Below are 26,535 nucleotides of genomic sequence, written 5' to 3'. Positions count from 1 at the left end.
CATTTGGCCTCCCGGGGAAAAGTTAGTCAGGCAACCGCAGGCTTTGCCAATCGCTGACGCAAAACCTGTTCGACCTTGTGCAACGGGTGGTTTGTCAGGGTCTTGTCGACCTCGGCGACCACTTTGGCCAGCACCTCGCTGTGAAGCCGCCGGCGCAACAGGCCCAGAACATGAGGGCTGGCGACAAGAACAAGCCGCTTGAACGCACCTTTCAACCCCTTTCGATTCAGCAAATCCGCCACATCCTGAACGAACAAGGATTTGGCGTGGGCTTTCCAGTTCGTCTCTTCCATGGCCGACTTCTGGTTCGGCCCGGAATCGAACCGGCGTCCTGCCCTGTCCTTGGGTTTGTTGTCCGCTGTGTCCTGCTCTTCAACCGAGACGACGACAAGATTGGGATCTTCGGCGTCTGTGATGTTTTCCATCACCAGCGCCTTTTCCCCGTCTGCGATGATAACACATGTTCCCTGTTCAATTGCGACCATAGTGATCTCCTGTATCGGCCGTTGAGGTCGCCCCCCGCCCTTTGGGCACAAGTCTTCTGTAGCGTGCCAACAGTGGATTGGCGCGCTTACTGTCGCTTGTCTATTTGATTTGCAGCTCTCTCCTGCCGCCTACTTTACGTAGGGTCTGCGGGGCGCGATACAATCCCGGCGAAGGCAAAAGTCGACGTATCGGCAGGTTTTCACCAGCGCTAAGAAAAGGATCAGGCCGACATTTCGATCACTGTAATCTCAGGCGTGACCCCCAGCCGCACGGGCAGGATTGAACAGCCAATACCGCCTGAAACCACCAGATCCCGCCCGTTTTCCTGCACGTGCCCATAGGCGTACCGATTGCCATAGCGGGATGGTACCACGGGCGACCAGCCAAACAGGCGCACCTGTCCGCCATGAGTATGCCCGGACAGGGTAAGCGCAACTTCCTTTGGTACTTTTGGAAAAATATCCGGTTCGTGCGCCATCATCACGACCGGCGCATCGTCCGTTACCTGACTCAAGGTGCCCGGCAGATCATCCAGCCCCTGATACCCGCCGCCCTTGCGCCGGATAGCCCACTGATCCTCAAGCCCAGCCAGCCAGAAACCCAACGCCTCAAGCTTGATCGCGGTGTTCGACAGAACCGTGATGCCTTTGCGTCCGAGCGCCTCGGCGTAGATATTCGGCCCACCACCCCTTAACTGAGCCTGCCGGTCATCCCACCAGTCGTGGTTGCCCAACACCGAAAACACCCCGTGAGGCGCATCAAGATCAGAAAGAACGTCGGCCAGATCGTCCGGCCTGACCGGCTGCATGAAGGTTTTCAGGTCTGCCGAGTAATCCCCAAGCAGCAATATGAGATCCGGCGCCAGTGCGTTGGTGCGCCGCACGATCTGGCGAATGCGGTCAAGCCCGATCATCGGCTCTCCGACATGCAGATCAGCCAGAACCGCAATACGAACCGGGGGCGCAGTCCAGTCGGTTCGTTTCAGGCGCCATTTACGTACGCGCAGCCGCAGGGCCGGCTCGATGAAAAAGCCATAAGCCGCAGTAAAAAGGCCTGCCAGCGTAACCGCCAGCAGACCCCGTATGAACCCTCGTCGGGTCAATGATTACATCCGCGATGCAACGTTTTCCCAGTTCACCAGATTGTTGAGGAAGTTCGAAAGGTAAGCCGGACGCTTGTTGCGGAAGTCGATGTAGTAGCTGTGCTCCCACACATCGCAACCCAGCAGTGCGGTTTGGTTAAAGCACAGCGGGTTCACGCCGTTTTCGGTCTTGGTCACGGCCAGCGATCCGTCCGCGTTCTTGACCAGCCACGCCCAGCCCGAGCCGAACTGACCGGCACCAGCAGCGCTGAACTGCGACTTGAATTCGTCAACCGAGCCGAAGCTTTCGGTCAGCGCCTTCTCCAGTTCGCCGGGCATGGCGTTGCCACCGGGGCCCATCATTTCCCAGAACTGGTTGTGGTTCCACAGCTGGCTGATGTTGTTGAAGATGCCATTCTGGGCGACAGCGTTTGCGTCATAGGTGCCAACGATGATCTCTTCCAGCGACTTTCCGTCCCACTCTGTCCCGGCGATCAGCTTGTTGCCGTTGTCGACATAGGCCTTGTGGTGCAGGTCGTGGTGATATTCCAGTGTTTCCGCGGACATACCCTTGGCTGCCAGCGCGTCATGTGCATAAGGAAGATCAGGAAGTTCAAAAGCCATATCGGCCCCCTGTTTAAAATGTAAGTTGCGGTTCCCAAGGTTAAATGCTTTGGCAGCCGCCGCAGGTCAAGAGCCGAGACAAGAAAACCCGGAGGCAGACGATGCTGACACAGGCGCGCAAGATGTTCTACCGCGCCCGCGGATACTATGCGGGCAACTTGAACGGCGAGCCGTTTCGCCTTGACCCCTATCATTCGAAATTCTGGCGCAAGGCGACTGCGGGTGACTGGGAACCCGAGACCTTCGCCGTCCTTGATGAGTACCTGACGCCGGGCAGCGATTACCTTGACATCGGTGCGTGGATTGGCCCCACCGTCCTTTATGGCGCACGCAAGGCGCGGCATGTCTGGTGTTTCGAGCCGGACCCGACGGCCTACCGACATCTGGCGTGGAATCTGGACCTGAACGACATCCACAACGTGTCGGCCTTTGGTGTGGCGCTGTCAGACCAGTTCGGTGTGGCCCGCATGGCATCCCTGCGCGGAGAGCCCGGCGATTCCACCAGTTCATTGCTTCATGACGGCGCACATGGCAGCGATGCGCTGACCATTGCCTGGGATCAGTTCGAGGCGGTGAATGATCTGTCTGGCGTGTCACTGGTCAAAATGGATATCGAAGGGGCCGAGTTCTTCGTACTGCCAACCCTGTTGTCATGGTTGGAAAAGGTACGGCCTGCACTGTATCTCTCTCTCCACTCCCCCCTGTTGGCCGACGAAGATCGCCTGACCCGCACATCCGAGCTGCTGGAAAGCCTTTCCTTTTACTCCAATGTTTGTGACGAAAGCAGGCAACCGGCAGACGTTCAGACAATGCTCAAACCCGAAGAATTGACACGCTATCGCGCGATTGTTCTGCACGGGTAGAATGCGACAATCCACCTTCTCATTTTACGTGCGGTTCTGCTTGTTTCCCCGAGCTAAACCTGTTTCCTTCCACCAGTAACTCATTGATGAATAAGATAAGAAATGAAACGACTATTTGGAATTATCATTGCGGCATTTGCTGCTCAGACGGCAGCGGCTGAAGATTTGACATATCATTGCAAGGTCAAGGGTCGGGAAGGCTGGATCGCACCGGAATACTACTTTCGCATTGATCCAGAAGCCAACAAAGCGAAGGTCGTCAGTAACTACCACGACTGGATGGACGCAAACCTGAATACCCGCAGAAACGACATTTACCAGATGAGCTGGAAGGTCACATTGCCGAGTTCGGACGGTCAGGCGGTGCGCATGCGGTATCAGGCAAACCTCGATCAAGCCAAAAACAAGATCAAAGTCCACAGTAGCTTTGGCAACGTAAGTGCATCAAACAAACCATGCGGGACGGGAAACTGCGCGTTGGTCAAAAAAAAAGCCCCGGATGACCCGGGGCTTCTATTTCAACTGCACTTAGGCAGAGGTCAGTAAACCCCAACTTCACTGCCCGGCTGCGCCGCGACTTTCAGCAGTTTGAACACATAATCTGCGGCGGACCGGAAACAAACCACCCGGAAGGTTTCGGTGTCATCCATCCAGAACGCACCTGCCACCTGTGCCAGACGCGAGCGCCGGATCTGGCCGGGCTGGAATGCCTCTTCCGAGAACTCGACCGGAGCCAGCTTGCCCAGTACCTCGCGTGCGCTGCCGCCCGATATGCGGAACACTGCGCGGGCATCCGAGACGTTGACGGCCAGGGCGTGTGTGCTGCTCAGGGCATTGGTCATCGTGGCCAACTTGGCTTCGACCTCGGCGTAGGGCACCAGCACCAGCAACTCGTCGGTCGACATCCAGCAAACGCCGGTATCGCCGTTCACCAAAGCCTCGCGCTGGCCGGGAACCTTTTGGCCCGTGGCGTCTTTGACCGCCTTGGCAAACACCTTGTCGGACAGATCGCCGCGCAGAGTGATCATACCCTGCAGCCCGCATTCCTCGACCTTGGCAATGCCGTCGAAGCTTGCGTGATTCAGTGCGCTGATGGGTTCAGACATTCTGCTTCTCCCCGTCCTTGTCGTAGAAGATCGGATCCACGATCTTGGCTTTGTAGACTTTGTCATCCGTTCCCGGGAACTCGACAATCTCACCCATCCGGTCAGGCCCGTGTTTGATCAGACCCATGGCGATGCCCTTGTCCAGGTTGGCCGAGTAATAGGTCGAGGTCACGCGTCCTATCATATTGCGCTGACCGTTGGCGTTGACGCCCTCGCCCACTGCGTAGGCACCATCCGGCAGAACCGATCCATCCACAGTCTCAAGCCCGACCAGTTTCCAACGTTCAGGATCGGCCATGTGGCTGCGCGAATGGGCGCGTTTGCCCAGATAGTCCTCTTTCTTTTTCGACAGCGCCCAGTGCAGCCCCAGATCCTGCGGGATCACGGTGCCGTCGGTCTCGTCGCCGATCATGATAAAGCCTTTCTCGGCCCGCAGGATGTGCAAACATTCGGTGCCATAAGGCATAACGCCGAACTCTTTGCCCGCTTCCATCAGAGCGTCCCAGAAAGCCTGCCCCTGAGAGGCCCGTACCGCGATTTCATAGGACAGCTCACCCGAGAACGAAATGCGGTAGGCGCGGCAGTTGAAGTCACCGATCTTGCCATCACGCCATTCCATGAACGGCAGCGCTTCTTTGCTGACGTCCATGCCGCCCAGCTTCTCAAGCACCTTGCGGGCGTTGGGGCCGACCACGGCGACCTGCGCGTATTGCTCGGTCACGTTGGCCACGTAGACTTTCCAGTCCCACCATTCGGTCTGCAGCCACTCTTCCATGTGCCCATGGATACGCTCGGCCCCGCCGGTGGTGGTGTGGCACAGCCATGTGTCCTCGTCGATGCGGGCAACAACGCCGTCGTCGATCAGGAAACCGTTTTCCGAGCACATCAGGCCATAGCGGCATTTGCCGACCTTCAGCGTGGACATCATGTTGGTGTACATCATGTCGAGGAACTTGCCGGCATCCGGGCCTTTGACAATCAGTTTGCCCAGCGTCGATGCATCAAGCAGGCCAAGGTTTTCGCGGGTGTTCTTGACCTCGCGATTGACCGCGTCATGCACGGACTCTCCGGGACGCACGTAGGCGTAGGTCCGGCGCCAGTGGCCGACCGGCTCCCAGTCGGCGCCGTTCTTGTCATGCCAGTTGTGCATCGGTGTTTGGCGGATCGGCTGGAACACTTCGCCACGCGCTTCGCCGCCGATCGCGCCCATCGAAATGGGGGTATAGGGCGGGCGGAAGGTTGTGGTGCCGACCTTCGGAATTTCGGATTCCAGCGCATCAGCCAGGATTGCCAAACCGTTGATATTGCTCATTTTTCCTTGATCGGTCGCCATGCCCAGCGTGGTGTAACGCTTGGTGTGTTCAACGCTTTCGTACCCTTCACGCGCAGCCAGCTGGACGTCGGAAACTTTGACGTCGTTCTGGAAGTCGAGCCAGGATTTCATACGCAGCTGAATTTCGGCATTGGCAGGCATCAGCCAGACAGCTTCCATCGCCGCTTCGCCGGTAGCTTCCCCAGCAGGGGCCTTGGTGTTCTTCGGTTTGAACCCGGCCGCCTTGGCCGCCGCTTTGCCAGCGGCATGGGCATCGGACAGCACCTCGCCCAGCGCCAGAGGACCGTTCGAGGAACCCGCGGCAAGAACGAAACCTTCACCGTTTGCACCCAGAGGCGGGCGCGCCGGATCGGGACGGAAATGGGCTTGCGCCTCATCCCAGATCAGCTTGCCCCCACAATGCGACCACATGTGAACCACCGGAGACCAGCCCCCCGACATGGCAACCGCATCGCACTCAACTTCTTCGCGAGCGCCGCCGATGCCTTCCTGATTGCAGATCGCAACTTTCTTGACACGTTTGCCGCCTTTGACTTTGGCGATGGCCTTGCCCGGATCGACACGGATGCCAAGCTGACGCGCCTCTTCGGCCAACGGCCCGGCAGATGTACGTGCATCGACAACGCGCAGGACGTCGACACCCGCCTGTTTCATCAGGATCGCCGTGCGATAAGCATCGTCATTGTTGGTGGCGACGATGACACGCTCGCCGGGGGTCACACCCCAATTGATCACATAGTCGCGCATGGCCGAAGCCAACATCACACCCGGCACGTCATTACCGGCAAAGGACAGCGGACGCTCGATCGCGCCTGTTGCAGTCACGATCTGTTTGGCCCGGATCCGCCACAAGCGATGGCGCGGGCCTTGCGTGCCCGGTTTGTGATCGTTCAGACGCTCGTAACCCAATGCGTAACCATGGTCATAAACCCCTGCGCCCATGCAACGGGACCGCATGGTAACGTTGCTCATTGTTTCGAGTTCGGAAACCAATTGTTCCACGAACTTATCCACAGGCTCACCATTGACGGTTCCGCCGTCAACCGGAGCGCGACCGCCCCAATGTGCAGTCTGCTCGATCAGCAGAACCTTGGCACCGGATTGCGCCGCTGCTTTGGCCGCCTGAAGACCGGCCACGCCGCCGCCGATCACCAGAACATCGTTGAAGGCGTAGAAGTGTTCATAGGTGTCCGCGTCCTTGGTTTCCTTGTCCGGCGCTTTGCCCAGACCGGCGGACTGGCGGATGAACGGTTCGTAGACATGCTTCCAGAACGGCTTGGGATGGATGAACATCTTGTAGTAGAAGCCGGCCGGCAGGAACCGCGACAGGTGAGTGTTGACGGCACCGATGTCGAATTCCAGGTTCGGCCAGTGGTTTTGCGAGATCGCGGTCAGGCCGTTGAACAGCTCGGTCGTGGTGGCACGCTGGTTCGGCTCGAAGCGGCCGCCCTGCCCGAGACCGACCAGAGCGTTCGGTTCCTCGGCCCCGCTGGCGACGACGCCACGCGGACGGTGATATTTGAACGACCGGCCCATCATCATCTGATCATTAGCCAGAAGGGCCGAGGCAAGCGTATCGCCTTCGTAGCCCTGCATCGCGGTGCCGTTGAAAGTAAAGGTGACCTGTTTCGACCGGTTAATCAGTCGGCCTAGTTTTGCGAGACGGGTGCTCATTTTGCGGACCTTTCGCAGGTGGAGGTTTCGGAGCCTCCGGCGGGAGTATTTTTAAAAAGGCGAAGCATCAGGAGAACTCTCTCCACGTCCAGCCGGGCCGTTTTGCGGTGATGGCGTCCTTGATGTCTTGCGGCGGCTCGGAGGTCTGAGCGGTGTAGGTGCCGAACACTTCGAGCGTTTGCGTACAACGCGCGGCGTGGAACCACTTGCCGCAGCCATTGGCGTGCCGCCAGCGTTCGAAATGCACGCCTTTGGGGTTTTCACGCATGAACAGATAGTCGTGGAACTCGTCATCCGACGAGCCGGGGCCAAAGCGCTTCAGATGAGCCTCGCCACCAGCGGCCAGTTCGGTTTCTTCGGCGTCAACGCCGCAATAGGGGCAATTCAGGATCAGCATTTTGTCATCCTTTCAGCAGCAAGCCGTCGTTTGACGTCCGCGCAATTCGTAGTCAGGGGCAGAGACGATTTTTCGGCGAAAAATCTCCATCAATGCGCCACCCCGGCGGCGACGCTTTCGTCGATGAAGCGGCCCTCTTTGAAGCGGTCCAGCGAGAAGGCTTCGGTCAGCGGCGAATGACCGGTGGCCATCAGCTGTGCCATGCCCCAGCCCGAACCCGGGATCGCCTTGAAGCCGCCCGTGCCCCAGCCGCCGTTGATAAAGCAGCCCTGCAGCGGTGTTTTCGACAGAATGGGCGAGCGGTCGCCGGTCATATCCACGATCCCGCCCCATTGGCGCAGCATCTTGAGACGCGAGATCATCGGGAAGGTCTCGACCAGCGCGCGCACCGTTTCCTCGATATGGTGGAACGATCCACGCTGGGTGAAGTTGTTGAACCCGTCGGTTCCGCCGCCGATCACCATCTCGCCCTTGTCGGACTGAGACATGTAGCCGTGCACGGTGTTGGCCATTACGACAACGTCCATGCAGGGTTTGATCGGCTCTGACACCAGCGCCTGCAGCGCGATGGCCTCAAGCGGCAGGCGGAAGCCTGCCATCTCGGCCAGTTGCCCCGAATGCCCGGCAACAACGATGCCCAGCTTGTCACAGTCAATGGCGCCCTTGGTGGTATCGACACCAACCACGCGGCCATTGTCCGAACGGACGCCGGTGACTTCGCACTGCTGAATGATGTCCATGCCCATCGCGGAACAGGCGCGGGCATAGCCCCACGCCACCGCGTCATGGCGTGCGGTACCGCCGCGTTCCTGCCAAAGCGCGCCCAGAACCGGATAGCGCGGGCCGTCCAGATTGATGATCGGCACCAATTCCTTGACACGTTCAGGCGTAATCCACTCGGTCTTGACGCCCTGCAAGGCGTTGGCGTGTGCTGTGCGCTGATAGCCGCGGATCTCGTGCTGTGTCTGCGCCAGCATCATCACGCCGCGCGGGCTGAACATGATGTTATAGTTAAGGTCCTGGCTCAAATCCTCATAGAGGCTGCGCGCCTTTTCGTAGATCGCCGCCGACGGGTCCTGCAGATAGTTCGAGCGGATGATCGTCGTGTTCCGGCCGGTGTTACCACCGCCCAGCCAGCCTTTTTCAATCACGGCCACGTTCTGGATGCCGTAATTCTTACCCAGGTAGTATGCAGTGGCCAGGCCATGTCCCCCCGCACCAACGATGATTACGTCGTAGCGTTTCTTGGGTTCGGGCGACCGCCAGGCGCGTTCCCATCCCGTGTGGTAACGAAGCGCTTCGCGCGCAACGGCAAAGGCTGAATAGTGTTTCATAAGCGAATCCATCCGGTTCGGTGATTGGGCGCAGATATGACCTGTGGCGACAGTTTACCCCTGCCGCACAACGCCGCAATATCGCACTATTGCGACATGTACGCCATTCGCGGCCATTTGTCCCTTTTGTCGGGCGGCCAGCGGGTCTAAGTCAGGGCAAGCGTTTCGGAGATACTATGACGTTCTGGGTCCTGATCTTACTGACTGCACTGCTGATTGCCGTGTTTTTGGGATATTCCATGCTGCGCAACAGGAAAAACCGCGAACCTGCCGCGGCCTATGACCTGCGCGTCTACCGTGAACAGTTGGCGGGCGTGGACCGGGACCTGGCCCGAGGCGTAATCCCAGCAGCGGATGCCGACAGGGTACGCACCGAGATCTCTCGTCGCATTCTCGCTGCGGATGCGCAGATGCAGCAGTCTGCAGCGGGCAACGGCCCGTCGCGTGCCGTTACGGTCGGATCACTTGTTGTCGTGGCGCTTGTGCTGGTGGGTGGTGCAATGGGGCTTTATCGTCAACTCGGTGCCAACGGGTTGCCGGATCAACCACTGGAAATGCGACTGGAAATGGCCAAGAGCCTGCGCGCCGATCGTCCGGCTCAGGCCGAATTTGAAGCGTCGACACCGCACGCGCCGACGCCTCAGCTGGAAGAAAGCTATGTCGAATTGCTGGGCCAGTTGCGCGAAACCGTGGCAAGCAGGCCCGATGACTTGCAGGGTCACATACTGCTGGCCCAACATGAGGCCAACGCAGGCAATTTTCAGGCTGCTTACAAGGCGCAGCAACGCGTGATCGAACTGTCGGGTGATGCAGCGCCAGCGGATGCTTATTCCCACCTGGCCGAGATGATGATTCTGGCGGCAGGCGGTTATGTTTCGCCCGAGGCTGAGGACGCGCTGAAACAGGCGCTGGATCGCGACCCGCATCATGGACCTGCGCGGTACTACTGGGGGCAGATGCTTGTGCAGACCGGACGACCCGACCTGGCCTACCGGCTCTGGGCTGATGCGCTGGCCCAGGCGCCCGCCAGCGCACCCTGGGCTGATGCGATCCGCGCCCAAATTGACGAACTGGCCTTCAGGGCGGGCGTTTTCAATGCTCCGGAAATCCCGGCACCTTCCACCGCGCCAGGCCCTGATCAGGCCGCTGTCAACGCAGCAGCGGAACTGACGCCGGAAGAACGTCAGGACATGATCCGCGGAATGGTCAACCAGTTGTCGGACCGGCTGGCAACCGAAGGCGGATCGCCCGAAGAATGGGCCCGCCTGATTGCAGCACTGGGCGTTCTTGGCGAAGCGGAACGGGCAAGCGGAATATACGACGAAGCGCAATCTGTTTTCGCCGGCAATGCCGATGCGCTGGACATGCTGGCTGCGGCCGCCCGAAGGGCAGGTCTGGAACCATGATCCACGATCAGTTCGAAGATTTCGCCGCCGCGCTGGCCCCGATGACGGCGCTCATGGGGTTGGACCTTGGCGAGAAGACGATCGGCGTGGCAGTTTCGGACCGGATGCGCGGCGTGGCCAGCCCGCTCGAGACGGTCCGGCGCAAGAAATTCACGCTCGATTCCGCGCGGCTTCTGGAAATTGTTGCTGACCGCGAAATCGGAGGGATACTTCTGGGCCTGCCCAAAAACATGGACGGAACTGAAGGCCCCCGATGCCAGTCAACCCGCGCTTTTGCCCGGAATCTGTCGCGCCTGACGGACCTTCCCATCGGTTTTTGGGACGAGAGATTAAGCACAGTTGCGGCAGAAAAGGCACTGCTTGAGGCGGATACGACACGAAAACGTCGCGGACAGGTTATTGATCACGTCGCTGCTGGTTATATTTTGCAAGGAGCGCTCGACAGGTTGCGCTTTCTTTAAAAAGGCGGGTTGGCGCGATGACAAACATGGTTTGGAAAAGGAATGAGGTGGAAAGCCCCTGCGTCCAGATCTGTGTTGTGCACCCGACGGAACGTATCTGCACAGGATGCTACCGCACCCTTGACGAGATTTCGCGCTGGTCCAAGATGGAAAGCAGCGAGCGGGCGGAAATCATGACAGACCTGCCGGCTCGTAAACCGCGTCTCGCGAAACGGCGTGGTGGCCGCGCTGCCCGTCTGAACAAAGGCTGACGCTTCAATTCCAGAATAGACCGATCTAAAACTGCGCCGCTTCGGGCCAAGTGAACTCCGAGGGGGTTGAGTTCGCGGATCGTGAGTGAGTGGCCAGCACAGCGGCGCGATCAGTTCAGCCGCCTCTCCGCGATGGGATCAGCCCGCCGTAAGCCAGGATTTTGCGTTTTCGATTTCTTCTGACGGGAAATACTGCGTTCGCGCTCCCAACACGTGGCTTGCCACTTTTTGCGCAATCCTCTGCCAGCCCTTGTCGCCAACAATTGCTGCGCGATCAAGCATCCCGATATGCCCCTGTGCCAGACGGAAATGAGCAGCCAGTGCCGTCAGCCCCTGCCAGCCATCAAATTCCCGCAGATCAATCAGTAACCTGAACCCGTCACGCTCGCGAAGCAGGCTGTCCAGATCGGTCTCGGCCTGCTTGTATTCATCGGGGTCCAACTTGCCCATCAAGGAAATCTGAATACACGGGCCGCCCAGATCTGTGACATGAATGGCCCCGAGGGACTCGCGCATCCAGCGCCGGGCGGCTTCCAACTCGGTCATCTCGAACACCTGCACCGGGCACGGCAGGATCGGAGCTGCCAGCCGGATGCTTGTCTGAACCCAGCCCTGATCGGCCACCACTGCGATCCGGTCGAAGCCGCGCCAATGGCTCAGACCAAGTTTGGTGTCAGACCACGCGGCTCCAAGGTCGCAACCTTTGAACTCCGGATGCACGATCGCCAGAAGGCGAACCGCGTCATGCTCGGTCAAAGCAGCTTCGATGGCCGGAACAAGGGTCGACGCATAGTCGTCGGCAGTGATCTGGCCAGACAATTCAACTTCAATCTGTGCGCCATCAGAATTCGTGTGGACGGTCATCATACCGAAAATCCTCCAAAGCTAAACAATGGCAGGACGTTACGGAGTTTCGAGCCACTCGGCTACACCCCCGGCACATTCTGGGCGGAAATAGGCGATCATCCGTCCGTCGGGCCCACAACTTGCGGTTTCAGCCCACGGGGCGACCCCATGCAGACAGTGTCGATGCAAAAGATAAGCCTCGCCCGGCGCGGCCGGCAGTTCGATTCGCGGGCATGTGTCGAAGACCTCTCGTCGTGCCGTCTGGTAGATTTCGGTTACGTCGATCTGATGCAATGTCTCATCCGGGTGTCCGGCCATGGCGTTCCGAAAGGCAGCCCCCATGATCTTGTGGCTCCCCTCCCACAGAACCATCGGCGAAGCATCGGCGCCGGCTTTGTTCAGCGGTATTCCCAAAATCCATGCGTGCGGCTCATCCACATGTCGGCGGCGGTCAGTGCCAGAGGGGCGCAGTCCGTCCACATGGGCGGCATCCCTGTTTTGCCTGTACCGTGCGGCCGCCTCGCTTTCGCCACGTCGGGGGCGCGGGTAGCCGGGGTAGATGACCGAGACCTGCCCTTTGTGCAGCGGCAGAACACCGTACTGCCCAGTGATGAAGTCCATCGCATGCCCGGCCAGCGGCAGCGAACGCCCCACCCGGCCCTGGCGATCATTGGTCAGAGCATCGACACCGATGAACCACGTCCCCTCGCAATCGAGCCACTGAGCGTGCGCCGGGTCCGAGACCGAGCTTCGGGCGGCAGGCAAAGCCTCTTCAACCCATTCAGCCAGAACCGGATCATAAGGAAACGAGATCCAGCCCTTATCTTGAAAATGGTCTACCATCCCACCGCCTTGCGAAGCATATTGAGGGCGACCAGTGTCAGAAACACGGCAAAAACCCGTTTTAGGGGTTTGGGATCCATCGCGTGGGCCAGTTTCACCCCCCAGGGCGCCGTTATCATCGTCATTGCGACCACCACGCCAAATGCAACTAGGTTAACCGCCCCGATTGTCAGAGGCGGACGATGCTCGACCGGGATTTCCACAAACAGAAAGCCCAGGACCGATGGCACTGCGATAATCACGCCGAACCCGGCGGCAGTGGCCACGGCGCGGTGAATGGGAGTGTTGAAAAGGCTCATCAAAGGCACACCGAAACTGCCACCGCCAATCCCCATCAGCACGGACAAAAAGCCGACCGATGGCGAAAGAACCGCACGGCGCATCCCTATCGGCATGGCGTCACCCAGCCGCCATTCTGACCGGCCCAACCCCAGATAGGCCCCGATGACCATGCCGAGTATCCCAAACAGGGCCTGCAGCGCCTCTGTTCGCAAGGCCGAAGCCACCAGAACACCCAGAACGGCACCTATGGCAATACCAACGCCCCATCCGCGCAGGATATTCCAGTCCACCGCGCCTTTTTTGTTGTGCGCAAGCACGGACCGGACGGACGTGACGATGATCGTGGCCAGAGATGTCGCCAGACACAGCTGCATCAGTTGCGGCCCGCCATATCCAAGAGTCTGAAACGCATAGAAAAACGCAGGTACCAGAACAATTCCGCCCCCGACGCCCAGCAACCCGGCCAGCACTCCGGCCAGGGCCCCGATCGCAAGCAAAAGGCCCAGCATTTGGGCCAGCAACATCGTCTCGGGCATTGTCCCCCCAAACCGGTGTCAAACCGGATATTGTCTAAACCTCAGCCAGTGGCGCAACCTGTTCCAGCGCCTGCAGCATCACCTCGGGCCCGGCCCCGGAATGTACTGCCCCCTCGGACAGTGCGCGTCGCCATGCCCGCGCACCGGGTCGTCCGGCGAACAGGCCCAGCATGTGACGCGTGATCTGGTGCAGTCGCCCACCGTCGGCAAGGTGTATTTCGACATAAGGCACCATTTCATGGACAACTTCAAACGGGTCAGTGGCAAGTCCTGTTTGAAAGATCAGCGGGTCAGCATCGCAAAGAATGTCGGCGGGCTGATGATAGGCCGAACGTCCGATCATCACACCATCCAGCCCGGCGTCCAGATGCTCCCTCGCTTGTTTCAGCGAGGTGATACCGCCGTTGATCGAGACATGCAGATCAGGAAAAGCCGCTTTCATCCGATGCACCAGACCGTAGTCCAGCGGCGGAATATCGCGGTTTTCCTTTGGGCTGAGCCCTTGAAGCCAGGCCTTGCGCGCGTGGATCGTAACGCGACCGCAGCCTGCCGCGCGGATTGCCTCCAGAAATGCAGGCAGCACTTCTTCGGCTTCCTGATCATCGACGCCAAGGCGGCATTTGACGGTAACTTCGATATCGACAGCATCAATCATCGCCGCCACGCATTCGGCGACGCGAGAGGGGTCCTTCATCAACACCGCCCCAAACGTGCCCGACTGAACCCGATCGGAAGGGCAGCCGCAATTCAGGTTAACCTCATCATACCCGGCTTCTGCGCCCAAGCGCACTGCTTGTGCCAATTCTTCAGGATCCGACCCGCCCAGTTGCAGGGCAACTGGGTGCTCCTGCGGGCTGTAGTCCAGCAAATGAAGTGCCCCACCCCGGACCAATGCCGGGGCGGTCACCATTTCCGTATAAAGCAGGGTTTGACGACTGAGCAACCGATGAAAAAACCGACAATGCCGGTCTGTCCAGTCCATCATGGGGGCCACGCTCAGACGCGCTGCTTTCTGTGCGTTTTTCGTCAAAGCGCTGGCTCCGTGTTCCTGCAAGTGAAAGCGCCACGAGGTTTGGCCGGGCTGTATTGCCGGTTTTGGGGCACTGGGGTTTCTGATTCGAGCGTGCCACGGTGTAGCATATTCGGCGAGAGCGAACAGCGACTTGAACGCGATGTGATCCGGCACCCATCACGCTCAAGATTTTTACCCAAACTTTGCCCGAAAGCCGGCGATCAAACCACGGAAGGAAGATGCCCAGTTAGCGTACTGGGCTTTTTGTTGAGAGGGCTCGAAGTTGTCCGGCCCTCGACCCTCAGTCGCTTTTTGCCGTGAATACGACGTTCCGGTCAGCACCCGTAGAGCTTGAATTGCAATCCGGTACCTGGCGGTCACATTTTGCCAAGCGACGTGCCCGAAAGCTCAGTAAATGTAGCGGATCTGATCGGTCCAGTATCGCTCGACCCGGCGCAAAGACGTGGTGATATGTTCGATCCCGTCAAATTCCAGAACACCACGGCTCTGCAAGCCTTCGGCATGGCGCGAGAACAGCTCGGCCACGATGTCGCGAATCTCTCGGCCGCGTGGGGTCAGGCGCACCCGGACGGACCGCCGGTCAATCTCGCATCTCTGGTGATGCATGTAACCCATTTCGACCAGTTTCTTCAGGTTGTAGCTGACATTGCTGCCCTGATAGTAACCCCGGCTTTTCAATTCGCCCGCCGTCACCTCGTGATCGCCGATATTGAACAGAAGAAGCGCCTGCACCGCATTGATTTCCAGCACACCGACACGTTCGAATTCATCCTTGATGACATCCAGCAGCAACCGATGCAGCCGTTCGACAAGGGCCAGCGCCTCAAGATAGCTGGTCATGAACCCTTTGGTTCCCGGCGCGGAAACCTGCAATTCCATACTCATCCGACCCTCCGATTCAGTCGCGCAGTTTCTGACACGATGAACCGAATTTCCGAAAAATCGGTTAAGTGGGATTTTCCGTTACTTTTGAAAGGTCTGCGCGATATCCGCGATCAGGTCCGCAAAGTTTTCAGGAGGCCTGGCCTGCCCAGTCACCCATTGATAAAGGTCCTGATCGTTTTCGTGCAGCAGCGCATCGTAGGCATCCAGACCGACCGTATCCATGCCCGCAAGGTTGCGGTCGGCATAGGCCGAAAGGATCAAATCCATCTCTTTGATCCCGCGCCGCATCGAGCGCATTTTCATACGCTTGATCCGAACATCGCGTGTTTCCGTCACTGTTGAGGCTCCAACATCAGGCGGATCTTTTTCTCAAGACGCGCCGCGCGTTCGGCGCTGGCGCGCATTTCGCCACGAATTGCGCGCAACTCGGCGGCGACGCCTGCCAACTCCAGACTTTCGGCATCCTCCTCCAAGGGGGCGCCCATCCCCTCACCTTCTCCGGTCAGCAACCACATGATCGAGACATTCACCATGCCCGCCATAATCGACAGACGGTTCGCGCGCGGCTCGGACAGATCGTTCTCCCACGCGACAATGGTCGCCTTTTTTACACCCAGCCTGCGGGCCATCTCAGACTGTGACATCCCGGCCGCTTCTCGCGCGCCAGCCAGACGATCCCCAAATGTTGCTGCATCCGGTCCGAACCAGTCGTATTCATCAGTCATCTGGGGCTCCAAATCTATTTTTCATAGCGCTTGATCGTCATTCGGGCGCACCCTATGACAGACAGACAAAACATACAAACCGAGGCCACTCATGAGTTTCCTGTCTGCGACACTGTCACGCGTAAAACCTTCGCCCACAATCGCGATGACGGCAAAGGCGGCTGAAATGAAGGCCGCCGGACGCGACGTCATTGGCCTCAGCGCGGGCGAACCGGATTTCGACACCCCGCAGAACATCAAGGACGCGGCGGTCGCTGCCATTGCCGCCGGCAAGACCAAGTATACCGCCCCCGACGGTATCCCCGAACTCAAGCAGGCGGCCTGCGCCAAGATGAAGCGCGATCACGGGCTGGATTACACGCCGGCCCAGATTTCGGTCGGAACGGGCGGAAAGCAGACGCTGTACAACGCGCTGATGGCGACGATGAATCCGGGCGACGAAGTTGTCATCCCCGCGCCATACTGGGTCAGCTACCCGGACATGGTGCTTTTGGCCGGGGGCACGCCGGTTGTGGTCGAAGCCAAACTCGAAAACAATTTCAAGCTGACCGCCGAACAGCTTGAGGCCGCGATCACGCCGAAGACAAAGTGGTTCATCTTCAACTCTCCATCGAACCCAACCGGGGCCGGATATAGCCGGGAAGAACTGAAGGCGTTGACCGATGTGCTGATGCGCCACCCGCATGTCTGGATCATGTCCGACGATATGTATGAGCACCTGGCTTATGACGGGTTCGAGTTCTGCACCCCTGCTGAGGTTGAGCCGGGACTGTATGACCGTACGCTCACCTGCAACGGCGTATCCAAAGCCTATGCCATGACCGGCTGGCGGATCGGTTACGCCGCGGGCCCGGTCGAGATCATTGCGGCCATGCGTAAAATCCAGTCGCAATCCACCTCTAACCCGTGTTCAGTCAGCCAATGGGCCGCGGTTGAGGCACTGAACGGCACCCAGGCGTTTCTGGCCCCCAACAACGAGACCTTCAAACGGCGCCGCGATCTGGTTGTCGAGATGCTGAATGAAATCGACGGCATTTCCTGCCCCACGCCCGAAGGCGCGTTCTATGTGTACCCGTCCATCGCAGGTCTGATCGGAAAGACCAGCCCTGCAGGCACCCTTATTGACAGTGACGAAGCCTTTGCCACCGCATTGCTGGAGGAAGCGGACGTTGCCGTTGTCTTTGGTGCGGCCTTTGGGCTGTCGCCGAATTTCCGGATCAGCTACGCGACTTCGGACGCGGCCCTGAAAGAGGCGTGTACCCGCATTCAACGGTTTTGCGCCGCACTGATCTGATCGGAGAAAAATCTTGTCGACAGACCTGCCGGAATACTATTTCCGTGTCCGCGAAAACGGAGCGGTCGTGTTCAAAATCGATACGGCAAATCGACATCGCCGGATCGAAATGGATCAGATCGCCGTTATCAACATTCGAAATGACGACGTCAAAGCTCATGGGCAGCACACGCTTTCCGATGCTGACAAGGCCGAGATCCAACGCTGGATGACAGAACGTAAAGCCCTGTTGGCGAAACGTGACATTGACGACATTCACCGCGCGGTCGACTACCTGAACCTGACGACACAGTGGGCCCAGTCCAAGGCCACGGAAGAACAGCTTGAAGATGTCAGCGACCGGTTGCTGATGGCGATGCACGACCTCCGGACTGTGCTTGTACGCAAGAAGGCCGATCGCCTGAACAAAAACTGATCAGGCCGCCGGTCTTTCGACAGGCAACCCGACCTCTCGCACGGACCTGTACCAGAAACGGGCCATCAGCATCACCGCAGCGCAGGCCAGCCCAATGACAAGGCCAAGCCAAACTCCGATACCCTCCATACCCCGCATGAAGCCAAAGTAGTAAGACGCCGGAATACCGATCACCCAATAGCTGAGCGCGGCCATCACCATTGGGATCTTGGCGTCCTGCACACCGCGCAACAAGCCCAGCGCGATGACCTGAGCGCCATCAACCAGTTGGAACAGGGCTGCCATGGCCAGAAGCCCGGTGCCGATCGCCAGAATCTCCGGACGCTCGGGGTTGTCCGCTTCCATAAACAGGGAAATCAACGGTTCGGCGCAAGTCAGAAACAGGATGATCGTCAGCACTGACACAACCAGCGACATCCCGGTTACGGCAATCGCGCCTTTTTCCAGGTGCGCTCGATCCTTCCGGCCCAGCGCGTTGCCTGCCCTTATGGTGGCGGCGTTTGAAAGGCCCAGGTGAACCATGAACGTTGCCGAGGCGAGGTTCAGCGCAATACCGTGCGCGGCCAACGGTACCTGCCCGATCCATCCCATCATCAGGGCCGAAGTGGCAAACAGGGAAACCTCGGCCAGCATGGTCAGGCCGATAGGAACGCCCAACCGCAGAACACTGCCGAACATTTCCCAATCCGGCCGCCAGAAACGCTGAAACAGGCTGTGTTCAGGCAAAACGCGCACGGCATAGTAGATGACGCAAATCAACGAAACGATCTGCGTCACAACCGATGCGATGGCGGCCCCCATGACACCAAGTTCCGGAGCCCCCCAATTGCCAAAGATCAGCGCGTAGTTCGTCACCGCGTTCACCAGGGCAGCGGCAACGGTAATCCACAAGACGATCTGTGTACGCTCCAACGCAGCCAGATAAGACTTCAGCACCATGACCAATAGCGCCGGGATGATCCCCCACCCTGCGACACGCAAGTACTCCGACGCTGTTTGAGCAACCTCCGGCTCCTGCTTCAGGGCGATCAGTATGGGATAGGAGCACCAAAGCAGCGGCATGATCAGGGCCGAGTAAATCAGCGACAGCCACAACCCCATGCGGGTTGATCTTCGGATGCTGGTTTCGTTCTCCTCCGCCGCGGCCGTTGCGACCATGGGCATGACCGCCAAGCCGAATCCTGCGCCGAAAAGGAACAGAACAAAGTAGTAACTGCTGGCCAGCGTCACCGCAGCCAGCGCTTCGACCCCGTACCATCCCAACATGATGGTATCGGTCAGGCCAATCGCATACTGCGCAAGATGCCCGCCAATCAGGGGCAGACCGAGAACGGCAATCGCGCGAAAATGGCCGGGATATGACATGACTTTGCTCATCGCAACAGCCATAGGCCCGGCCATCGTCAGGGACAAGAGCCGATCAGCGAATTTTCAAACTGAGACTCCGAATTCCCCAAAGGCCAGATTGTTCATAAACGCGCTTCGGGATGCAGCGACGTACCCAGCACGTGATCCGAACGATGTATGACGTGATGCGCCTGCCCGACGATCAGCGGATCGGGCTCGTCAACCAATTCGTGATCCTTGTCCGGGTAATCCAGCGTCGACAAGAAATGCCGCATACAGTTCAGCCGTGCGCGTTTCTTGTCATTCGATTTGACAATGGTCCAGGGCGCATCGGCGGTGTCGGTGTAAAAGAACATCGCCTCCTTCGCCTCGGTATAATCATCCCATTTGTCCAGACTGGCCTTGTCGATTGGCGACAGCTTCCACTGCTTCAGCGGATCGGTTTCGCGGCTCTTGAACCTGCGTTGCTGTTCGGGCTGCGTGACCGAGAACCAGTACTTGTATAACTGGATACCCGATCGCACCAGCATCCGTTCCAGTTCGGGCGTCTGCCGCATGAACTCAAGGTATTCGTTTGGCGAACAGAACCCCATCACGCGCTCGACACCTGCCCGGTTGTACCAGGACCGGTCGTAGAACACCATTTCACCCACCGTCGGCAGTTCCTGCACATACCGCTGATAGTACCACTGCCCCTTCTCTTCCCACGTCGGCTTGTTCAGGGCCACCACGCGGGCCTGACGGGGGTTCAGGTGCTCCATGAACCGCTTGATCGTGCCGCCTTTGCCCGCCGCGTCGCGCCCTTCAAACAGCAGAACAAACCGCTGGCCCGTCTCCTGCGCCCAAAGCTGCACCTTGAGCAATTCAGCCTGAAGCTTCGCCTTTTCCGCCTCGTAGGTTTTGCGCGCCATCTTGTGGCCGTAAGGGTACTTGCCGCTCTCGAAAGCGTGCCGGATTTTCTCGGCGCATGGCTGCGCGGCATCCTGAACTTCAGCCTGTACAGTATTGATCTCAGTGGGTTTCAAGTCGGTCTGGACGATTGCCGCCATGCATATGCTCCTGGGTTTCAATGTTTCCCGGAACGCCTAGCAGAAACTCATAAAATTCGCCTTGATCGGCATCAAACTCCGACAGCCGCAACAGCCTGCCCACGCCCGCTTGCGCCCTTACCGATGGCCCCAATCGTCGGGGTTGTCGGAGTTGTTTGGCGACAGTCCCAAAACATCCCCCTTGGTCGAACACCCCAATCCCAAAACTGTCCGGTTGGCATAGGAAAAATAGGAACAGACCTGATTGATCTCGAGGATCTCTCCGTCGTCCCACCCCGCACCTCGCAAAGCGATCACATCGGCCTCGGTCAGTTCGGCCGGCGCTTCGGTCAGCTTGCGGGCATATCCCATCGCTGCCACCTGTGCTGCATCCAGCGGCGCCGTTTCCGGCTGTCGCGCCTCAATCGCTGCGCGTATGGCATCACCTCGCAAAGTATCACCCAGCAACCGCTGCAACCCGTTGAAGTGATGTTCCACACAATAGCCGCACCGATTCAGCGAGCTGACCCAGACACCCAGGACTTCGAGAAACCATTTGGGAATCTGGTTGCCTGAATGGTGCAGCACGTTCTTGTAGATCGCCATGTGGCCTTCCATCGAATGCGGGCGCAGGCTGTGCGCCATCATGATGTTGTCCACGTTGTTGTCCGGGCCGGTCACTCGCTCATACAGCTTTCGCAACTTACCTTTCGCCTCGTCAAACGGAATGGTTTTGATCCAGCTCATTCGCAATCCTCTCTATGGGCCAAACGCCCTTGGCCGTGAACCCTCAGCGCTCTGTCGGGATATTGATGCCAAAGGAATAGGCGGAACAAAAGTCCTGAAAACAGCAGACTAAGAAAAGCCCGGATCTGTCACGCTTGGGTCTTGCGGCAAACAAATGTCGTAGCCGACAACGGCATCGTCATTTCGCTTGGGCCAAAAGTGCGGTGCAGAGCAGACGCCATTTCCCTGGCAACGTCATCCGAAGAAACTCCGCCTCGGGATCTGATTTCATCAATCAATGGATTCCCGAAAACCAAAGCTTTCGCAAATGTCTCGGGCGCCTCAATGCGTTTGCTCAGTCGAATGGTCTCGTACCTGATGTCACCCCATCCTGCCTCGGCAAGGTCCGCCTTGACCAACTGTGGATCACCGTAGTGAAAGGGAACCTTATAAAACCCGGGCGGATCATCCGGAAAAAACTGTCGGGCCACTTCGTGAGCCATCTGCGAAAACGGGTTCTCGGACATTGCGCTCCACACGTTGAAAACGTAACGGCCGCCGGGCTTGATAACTCGGGCTGCCTCGCGGAATGAGGCAACTTTGTCGGGAAAGAACATCACTCCAAACTGGCAAACCATAAGATCGAAACGGGCTTCCTCAAATGGTAGATCCATTGCATCCGCGACTGAGAACCGGAGATTATCGCCCTCTTCGAGTTTCTTTTTTGCCACCTCCAGCATCGGCCCGTTCAGATCCGTCACCAGCAAACTGGCGTCCTTCGGTAATCTGTCGCGCAGCTTGCCACTGACAATTCCGGTGCCAGCCGCCAGTTCGATTACATTTGCCACGGGCTCTGCACAGCATTCGTCGACAAGCCGGTCTGCATAGTCGACAAAAATATTGGGCCCTAGCCCCTTGTCGTAATGCTCAGGAATCTCTCCAACAAAACCGGACGCGCTCGTGTTCATCAACCCACTCCTTTGCAATAAGGCCGTTGCTCGAACCCAGACTAGCAAATTACCGTCGATCAGGCGAAAACTCAGCCGCCAGCACATCTATCCACAACACCTCGCGCCCCTCTTCCCCCCGCACACATCACCTGCCATAATGGAGTAAACCCAAAAACAAGAGCAGCACCCATGCCCGACGATCTGTTGACGCCCAGCGCCACCGCCGCCTATGACGCCTCCTCGATTGAGGTGCTTGAAGGGCTGGAACCGGTCCGCAAACGCCCCGGCATGTATATCGGCGGCACGGACGAACGCGCTTTGCACCACATGGTTGCCGAAATCCTCGACAACTCGATGGACGAGGCCGTGGCCGGACATGCGAACCGGATCGAGGTCGAACTGCACTCGGATTACGCTTTGACGGTGCGCGACAATGGGCGCGGTATACCGATCGATCCGCACCCAAAGTTCCCGGACAAATCGGCGCTGGAGGTCATTCTTTGCACCCTGCACGCGGGCGGTAAATTCTCGGGCAAGGCCTACCAGACCTCGGGCGGTTTGCACGGCGTGGGTGCGTCCGTTGTCAACGCTTTGTCGGATTCGATGGTCGTGCAGGTGGCGCGCGACAAACAACTGTTCGAACAGCGGTTCTCGCGCGGTATCCCGCTGGGCCCAGTCGAGAAAATCGGTGCGGCCCCCAACCGGCGCGGCACCACCGTCACCTTCCACGCGGATGAGGAAATATTCGGCCATCACCGGTTCAAGCCCGCCCGCCTGTTCAAGTCGATCCGATCCAAAGCCTACCTTTTCTCGGGCGTCGAAATCCGCTGGAAATCCGCCATCGATGATGGTGAAACCCCGACCGAGGCGAGTTTTCACTTTCCCGGCGGTCTGTCGGACTATCTGAAAGAGACCATGAACGGCTCGTCCACCTATGCCGAGCAGCCCTTTGCCGGCACCGTTGACTTTAACGAGAAATTCGGCGCCCCCGGCAAGGTCGAATGGGCGATCAACTGGACGCCCTCACGCGACGGTTTCATCCAATCCTACTGTAACACCGTTCCCACGCCCGAAGGCGGCACTCATGTGGCCGGGTTCTGGGCCGCAGTTCTCAAAGGGATCAAGGCCTACGGGGAACTGATCAACAACAAAAAGGCCGGTCAGATCACCCGCGACGACCTGATCACAGGCGGCTGCGCCCTGGTGTCGTGTTTCATCAGTGAGCCGGAATTCGTCGGCCAGACCAAGGACCGTCTGGCCACGGTCGAGGCACAACGGCTGGTCGAAAACTCGGTCCGCGACCATTTCGATAACTGGCTGGCCGCAGACACGAAATCCGCCGGGGCGATCCTCGACTTCCTCATCCTGAGGGCCGAAGAACGCCTGCGCCGACGGGCCGAGAAGGAAACACAACGCAAGTCCGCCACTAAGAAACTTCGTCTTCCCGGCAAGTTGGTGGACTGTTCCAGTTCAACACGCGACGGTACGGAATTATTCATCGTCGAGGGCGACTCGGCGGGCGGGTCCGCCAAAATGGGCCGCGACCGCAAAACACAGGCCCTGCTGCCCCTGCGCGGCAAGATCCTGAACGTGCTGGGCGCCGCCAGTTCGAAACTGGGTACCAATGCCGAAATCAACGACCTGACGCAGGCGCTGGGTGTCGGCCTTGGCACCAGGTTCAACGTCGACGACCTGCGCTATGACAAGGTCATCATCATGACCGACGCGGATGTGGACGGGGCGCATATCGCATCGCTGCTGATGACGTTCTTCTTCACCCAGATGCGCCCGATGATCGACGCGGGCCACCTGTATCTGGCCTGCCCGCCCCTTTATCGCCTGACCCAGGGCGCCAAGCGCGTCTATTGCCTGGACGAGGCTGAGCGCGACGAGTGGCTTGAGAAAGGTCTGGGCGGCAAAGGCAAGATCGACGTGTCCCGCTTCAAGGGTCTGGGTGAGATGGACGCCAAGGATCTGAAAGAGACCACGATGGACCCGGCATCCCGCAAACTGATCCGCGTCACGATTGATGAGGACGAACCCGGCGAGACCGGCGACCTGGTCGAGCGCCTGATGGGCAAAAAACCCGAACTGCGGTTCCAATACATTCAAGAGAACGCACGGTTTGTGGAGGAGTTGGATGTTTGAAGTCAAATAATAGAAACGACCTCGAAGTCGCCTATGAGCGTGTCATAGATCGTTATCATCGCCTTAACGACATTGTCGAAGACCTAATACTCCACAAGTTAGACGAGAATAAACTGAAGTACTCAGGAGTTAAAAGCCGCGTAAAATGCATTGATAGCTTTCTCGAAAAATGCCAGAAAAAGGAATATGAACAACCCCTAGATGAATGCGCAGACATCCTTGGAATTCGAGTTATTTCCTATCTTGAAAGCGATATCGAAAAGATAGAGTCTATAGTTCGCGGTCTCTTTAGCGTTAACGAAAAAGATTCGATAGACAAGAGAAGACCAGAAAGCACTCGCGAATTTGGCTACAGATCCTTACACCTAATTTGTAAGCTTGGGGATGCGAGAAGTAGTTTACCTGAGTACTCCGACTTGCACGCATTAGAGTTTGAAGTTCAAATTCGTACAGCCCTACAAGACACCTGGGCTGAGATTGAGCACGCTTTCAATTACAAATCCAAAGCCGCTCTTCCTGCTGCTTTAGAGCGTAAGTTGTTTGGCGCTTCTGCCGTATTAGAAACCGTAGACGCGACCCTCGCAACTGTAACGAAAGAAGCAAACGAATATTTTGAGCTAGTAGCCAGCGGCGCTACTGGCCACGGTTCAGACCCTTTAACAAGCGTTGGAATTGAAGCGTTTGTTAAGAGCTACGTGGAAAAAAACAGTATTCCAAACATTGATGATAACCCCAAATATAAGAAATGGAGTGAAACCGCCATTGTTGAGTTAGAGAAATTTGGAATCGAAACTCTCGCTGACCTCGATAAGCTCATGAATTCCATTCCACAAAGAAACTATCTTAGCTTTATTAATAGCAATAACAAATTCAATCCGATTCAGATTGTTCGAATTCCAATGATTTTTTCAGACCCGAGGAAATTTTTCGAAAAAATCGATACTTCAACTCTTCCAAATGTTGGTTCAAGAGTTGCTGGTCTGGTACAGGAAGAGCATCCTGACCTAGACATACGCGACTTGCTTGAGAAGAATGGGTTTCCAGCGATCGGAGATGATTAGCAAGCGTAGGATGGGTTTCTAACCCATCAATTTTTCCACATCTAGATGGATGAAACACCCATCCTAATTCACCACAGTTCTCGTGCAAGACGCGAGCGTGAATGTGCAACACCTCAACGCGCCGGTAGGCCGGACTTCAGCCCGGCACACCGCAACCCCCTTGCCTAACCCGTTGACCCCGTTCACACTTGCGCACAATCCGTCATAGAAGAACGACATTTGAGGTTCCGAGCGTCCAAGACCCAATTTCAACGAACACGAGATTTCGAACGGGAGGACGACATGAAATCATTAACCCTCGGGCTGGCCTTTGCCGTGCTGGCCAGCCAGGCAAACGCGCAGCAGGCTCTGCTCACCGCGTCACCAATTCCGGTCGGGGCAGAGTTACGGTTCTGCTACTATCAGGGCATGGCCTATTCACTGGATTCCTTCGTGGTGATCTCGGGCGACAACACCGTCACCACTACCTCAACATCGCGAGAGGAACATCTGCTCCGCTGTGTCAAACGGGATGATGGCACGATGAGCTGGCGGCCACAAAGCAGCTTTCAGACCAGCCGGTGATGCAATGGCGGGCCTGCTAGCCCACCTTTCCATCCAACCAATCGGCAATCTGCCCGGCGGGTTTTTCCCAGCCGGGTTCCATGAACAGAAAATGCGCGTGATCCTTTACGGGCATAAAGGTCGCGCGGTCTCCGTACAATTCCGCCAAAGCGCGGCAGGTGTCAGGGTTCACCGCCCGATCCTCGGTGCCTGAAACGATCAGCACGGGGCAGTCGACCTTGTCGATGTCGACCTTCATTGCGTGGTGGTCGTCGAACATCCAGAAGAACATCTCGAACATCACCCGGCCGCTTTCGGCGCCCAACTGGTCAAACACCGCGTGTTGTTGCGCCTCGGGCATCTTGTTCAGCGCAAAGGGCGCCATCAGGTCGAACTCGACCCGCATGGGTTGCTTCCAGAACGCCCCGCCCTCCATCAGCGCGCGGGGGATGGCCCGTTCGTCGTCGGTTTCGGGCAAGGTGCCCCACGCTGCGTTCGGGTTGATAAGGACGACGGCGCTGGTCAACCCGCGCGAGGCCACCTGCTGGGCCACCACGCCCGCAATCGCATGGCCAAGGAGAACCGGCTTGCTGTCCAGTCCTTTCACAAATTCCGCAATGTCGTCCGCATAATCCGTCACGCTGGTATCGGTCAGCCCCTGATCAGGCTCAGCCTTCGGATCTCCACCATGATACCGCAATGCGGGTGTGTGGACGGTCCAGCCCCTGTCGCGGAAAAAGCCCGCGTAATCCTGCATGCACCACGGCCCGGCAAAGGCCCCGTGGATCAGAACAATCTCTTTGGTCATGAAAACGCTCCCTCATCACTCCGACTCAATATGAGAGATCGGGGGCGCA

29 protein-coding genes are annotated in these 26,535 nt (G+C 58.1%); 10 read left to right on the top strand and 19 right to left on the bottom strand.

All coding sequences use genetic code 11. The annotated features are described in order from the left end of the window. Nucleotides 1–26: 26 nt before the first annotated feature. The 3 genes from AC2FIR_RS00895 to AC2FIR_RS00885 form a co-directional block, all read right to left on the bottom strand. The gene (locus AC2FIR_RS00895; protein WP_496743679.1) at nt 27–485 is read right to left on the bottom strand and encodes a baeRF12 domain-containing protein; all 459 of its coding nucleotides are present in this window, start codon (nt 483–485) and stop codon (nt 27–29) included. Nucleotides 486–706: 221 nt separating this feature from the next. Then, nucleotides 707–1,588 (bottom strand): metallophosphoesterase, encoded by an 882-nt coding sequence (locus tag AC2FIR_RS00890; RefSeq protein ID WP_170610154.1) that lies wholly within the window; start codon nt 1,586–1,588, stop codon nt 707–709. Nucleotides 1,589–1,591: 3 nt separating this feature from the next. After that, on the bottom strand, nt 1,592–2,191 hold the full coding sequence (locus AC2FIR_RS00885; RefSeq protein WP_496743678.1) for a superoxide dismutase: 600 nt from the start codon (nt 2,189–2,191) through the stop codon (nt 1,592–1,594). Between the two features lie 101 nt (nt 2,192–2,292). On the opposite strand from AC2FIR_RS00885, the gene AC2FIR_RS00880 reads away from it, so the two are divergent. Next, on the top strand, nt 2,293–3,054 hold the full coding sequence (locus tag AC2FIR_RS00880) for an FkbM family methyltransferase (protein WP_496743676.1): 762 nt from the start codon (nt 2,293–2,295) through the stop codon (nt 3,052–3,054). Between the two features lie 102 nt (nt 3,055–3,156). Beyond that, nucleotides 3,157–3,600, top strand: coding sequence for a hypothetical protein (locus AC2FIR_RS00875; protein ID WP_496743674.1), 444 nt, complete (start codon nt 3,157–3,159; stop codon nt 3,598–3,600). Here AC2FIR_RS00875 and AC2FIR_RS00870 read toward each other — a convergent pair. The 4 genes from AC2FIR_RS00870 to AC2FIR_RS00855 form a co-directional block, all read right to left on the bottom strand. Beyond that, complete coding sequence (locus AC2FIR_RS00870) at nt 3,594–4,160, bottom strand: sarcosine oxidase subunit gamma (protein WP_496743673.1); 567 nt, start codon at nt 4,158–4,160, stop codon at nt 3,594–3,596. The genes AC2FIR_RS00875 and AC2FIR_RS00870 overlap by 7 nt on opposite strands. Then, entirely contained in the window at nt 4,153–7,167 is a 3,015-nt protein-coding gene (locus AC2FIR_RS00865) for a sarcosine oxidase subunit alpha family protein (protein ID WP_496743671.1), read from the bottom strand. The genes AC2FIR_RS00870 and AC2FIR_RS00865 overlap by 8 nt, the downstream gene beginning before the upstream one ends. Nucleotides 7,168–7,234: 67 nt before the next feature. After that, entirely contained in the window at nt 7,235–7,564 is a 330-nt protein-coding gene (locus tag AC2FIR_RS00860) for a sarcosine oxidase subunit delta (RefSeq protein WP_170610145.1), read from the bottom strand. Between the two features lie 89 nt (nt 7,565–7,653). Next, complete coding sequence (locus AC2FIR_RS00855; RefSeq protein ID WP_170610143.1) at nt 7,654–8,898, bottom strand: sarcosine oxidase subunit beta family protein; 1,245 nt, start codon at nt 8,896–8,898, stop codon at nt 7,654–7,656. A gap of 176 nt (nt 8,899–9,074) precedes the next feature. Between AC2FIR_RS00855 and ccmI the strand changes: the two genes are divergently transcribed. Genes ccmI through AC2FIR_RS00840 form a run of 3 tightly spaced genes read left to right on the top strand, consistent with a single transcriptional unit; the run spans nt 9,075 to nt 11,016 of the window. Continuing rightward, the gene (gene ccmI, locus AC2FIR_RS00850) at nt 9,075–10,304 is read left to right on the top strand and encodes a c-type cytochrome biogenesis protein CcmI (protein WP_496743669.1); all 1,230 of its coding nucleotides are present in this window, start codon (nt 9,075–9,077) and stop codon (nt 10,302–10,304) included. Then, a complete protein-coding gene (gene ruvX / locus AC2FIR_RS00845) occupies nt 10,301–10,765 on the top strand; it encodes a Holliday junction resolvase RuvX (RefSeq protein ID WP_170610139.1) in 465 nt (154 codons plus the stop codon). Before ccmI ends, ruvX begins: the two co-directional genes overlap by 4 nt. 17 nt (nt 10,766–10,782) lie before the next feature. Next, complete coding sequence (locus AC2FIR_RS00840; protein ID WP_170610137.1) at nt 10,783–11,016, top strand: DUF1289 domain-containing protein; 234 nt, start codon at nt 10,783–10,785, stop codon at nt 11,014–11,016. 138 nt (nt 11,017–11,154) lie between these two features. Here the strand turns inward: AC2FIR_RS00840 and AC2FIR_RS00835 are convergent, their stop codons facing one another. The 7 genes from AC2FIR_RS00835 to AC2FIR_RS00805 form a co-directional block, all read right to left on the bottom strand. Further along, nucleotides 11,155–11,883 carry a SpoIIAA family protein gene (locus AC2FIR_RS00835; RefSeq protein WP_496743667.1) on the bottom strand — a complete coding sequence of 243 codons (729 nt, stop codon included), beginning with the start codon at nt 11,881–11,883 and terminating at the stop codon, nt 11,155–11,157. 36 nt (nt 11,884–11,919) lie between these two features. After that, nucleotides 11,920–12,705, bottom strand: a complete 786-nt coding sequence (locus AC2FIR_RS00830) for a hypothetical protein (RefSeq protein ID WP_496761805.1) — start codon at nt 12,703–12,705, stop codon at nt 11,920–11,922. Beyond that, a complete protein-coding gene (locus AC2FIR_RS00825; RefSeq protein ID WP_480490188.1) occupies nt 12,699–13,523 on the bottom strand; it encodes a sulfite exporter TauE/SafE family protein in 825 nt (274 codons plus the stop codon). Before AC2FIR_RS00825 ends, AC2FIR_RS00830 begins: the two co-directional genes overlap by 7 nt. 34 nt (nt 13,524–13,557) lie before the next feature. Continuing rightward, entirely contained in the window at nt 13,558–14,553 is a 996-nt protein-coding gene (dusA, locus tag AC2FIR_RS00820) for a tRNA dihydrouridine(20/20a) synthase DusA (RefSeq protein WP_480490190.1), read from the bottom strand. A gap of 390 nt (nt 14,554–14,943) precedes the next feature. After that, complete coding sequence (locus AC2FIR_RS00815) at nt 14,944–15,441, bottom strand: MarR family winged helix-turn-helix transcriptional regulator (protein WP_170805411.1); 498 nt, start codon at nt 15,439–15,441, stop codon at nt 14,944–14,946. Nucleotides 15,442–15,519: 78 nt separating this feature from the next. Further along, nucleotides 15,520–15,777 carry a succinate dehydrogenase assembly factor 2 gene (locus tag AC2FIR_RS00810; RefSeq protein ID WP_480490192.1) on the bottom strand — a complete coding sequence of 86 codons (258 nt, stop codon included), beginning with the start codon at nt 15,775–15,777 and terminating at the stop codon, nt 15,520–15,522. Then, nucleotides 15,774–16,166 (bottom strand): helix-turn-helix domain-containing protein, encoded by a 393-nt coding sequence (locus AC2FIR_RS00805; RefSeq protein WP_170676314.1) that lies wholly within the window; start codon nt 16,164–16,166, stop codon nt 15,774–15,776. Before AC2FIR_RS00805 ends, AC2FIR_RS00810 begins: the two co-directional genes overlap by 4 nt. A gap of 91 nt (nt 16,167–16,257) precedes the next feature. Here AC2FIR_RS00805 and AC2FIR_RS00800 point away from each other — a divergent pair, with 91 nt between their 5' ends. Next, nucleotides 16,258–17,460, top strand: a complete 1,203-nt coding sequence (locus tag AC2FIR_RS00800; protein WP_480490194.1) for a pyridoxal phosphate-dependent aminotransferase — start codon at nt 16,258–16,260, stop codon at nt 17,458–17,460. A gap of 13 nt (nt 17,461–17,473) precedes the next feature. After that, the gene (locus AC2FIR_RS00795; RefSeq protein WP_480490196.1) at nt 17,474–17,875 is read left to right on the top strand and encodes a hypothetical protein; all 402 of its coding nucleotides are present in this window, start codon (nt 17,474–17,476) and stop codon (nt 17,873–17,875) included. Here the strand turns inward: AC2FIR_RS00795 and AC2FIR_RS00790 are convergent, their stop codons facing one another. The 4 genes from AC2FIR_RS00790 to AC2FIR_RS00775 form a co-directional block, all read right to left on the bottom strand. Beyond that, nucleotides 17,876–19,240 carry an MATE family efflux transporter gene (locus tag AC2FIR_RS00790; protein ID WP_480490198.1) on the bottom strand — a complete coding sequence of 455 codons (1,365 nt, stop codon included), beginning with the start codon at nt 19,238–19,240 and terminating at the stop codon, nt 17,876–17,878. Between the two features lie 104 nt (nt 19,241–19,344). Further along, complete coding sequence (gene ppk2, locus AC2FIR_RS00785) at nt 19,345–20,271, bottom strand: polyphosphate kinase 2 (protein WP_480490199.1); 927 nt, start codon at nt 20,269–20,271, stop codon at nt 19,345–19,347. Between the two features lie 117 nt (nt 20,272–20,388). Then, entirely contained in the window at nt 20,389–20,997 is a 609-nt protein-coding gene (locus tag AC2FIR_RS00780; protein WP_480490201.1) for a carboxymuconolactone decarboxylase family protein, read from the bottom strand. 128 nt (nt 20,998–21,125) lie between these two features. After that, entirely contained in the window at nt 21,126–21,944 is an 819-nt protein-coding gene (locus AC2FIR_RS00775) for a class I SAM-dependent methyltransferase (RefSeq protein WP_480490203.1), read from the bottom strand. A 171-nt stretch (nt 21,945–22,115) separates the two neighbouring features. On the opposite strand from AC2FIR_RS00775, the gene parE reads away from it, so the two are divergent. From parE to AC2FIR_RS00760, 3 genes are all read left to right on the top strand, one after another. After that, a complete protein-coding gene (gene parE / locus AC2FIR_RS00770) occupies nt 22,116–24,074 on the top strand; it encodes a DNA topoisomerase IV subunit B (RefSeq protein WP_170610112.1) in 1,959 nt (652 codons plus the stop codon). After that, nucleotides 24,071–25,135, top strand: coding sequence for a GTP pyrophosphokinase (locus tag AC2FIR_RS00765; RefSeq protein WP_496743661.1), 1,065 nt, complete (start codon nt 24,071–24,073; stop codon nt 25,133–25,135). The genes parE and AC2FIR_RS00765 overlap by 4 nt, the downstream gene beginning before the upstream one ends. Nucleotides 25,136–25,417: 282 nt before the next feature. Next, a complete protein-coding gene (locus AC2FIR_RS00760; RefSeq protein WP_170610108.1) occupies nt 25,418–25,699 on the top strand; it encodes a hypothetical protein in 282 nt (93 codons plus the stop codon). A 16-nt stretch (nt 25,700–25,715) separates the two neighbouring features. Here AC2FIR_RS00760 and AC2FIR_RS00755 read toward each other — a convergent pair whose 3' ends face one another. Continuing rightward, nucleotides 25,716–26,486 carry an alpha/beta hydrolase gene (locus tag AC2FIR_RS00755; RefSeq protein ID WP_496743660.1) on the bottom strand — a complete coding sequence of 257 codons (771 nt, stop codon included), beginning with the start codon at nt 26,484–26,486 and terminating at the stop codon, nt 25,716–25,718. Nucleotides 26,487–26,535: the final 49 nt, after the last annotated feature.

It is taken from the genome of Ruegeria sp. CDSB136, assembly GCF_059610965.1.
This window is presented reverse-complemented; position numbering and strand designations above follow the sequence as displayed.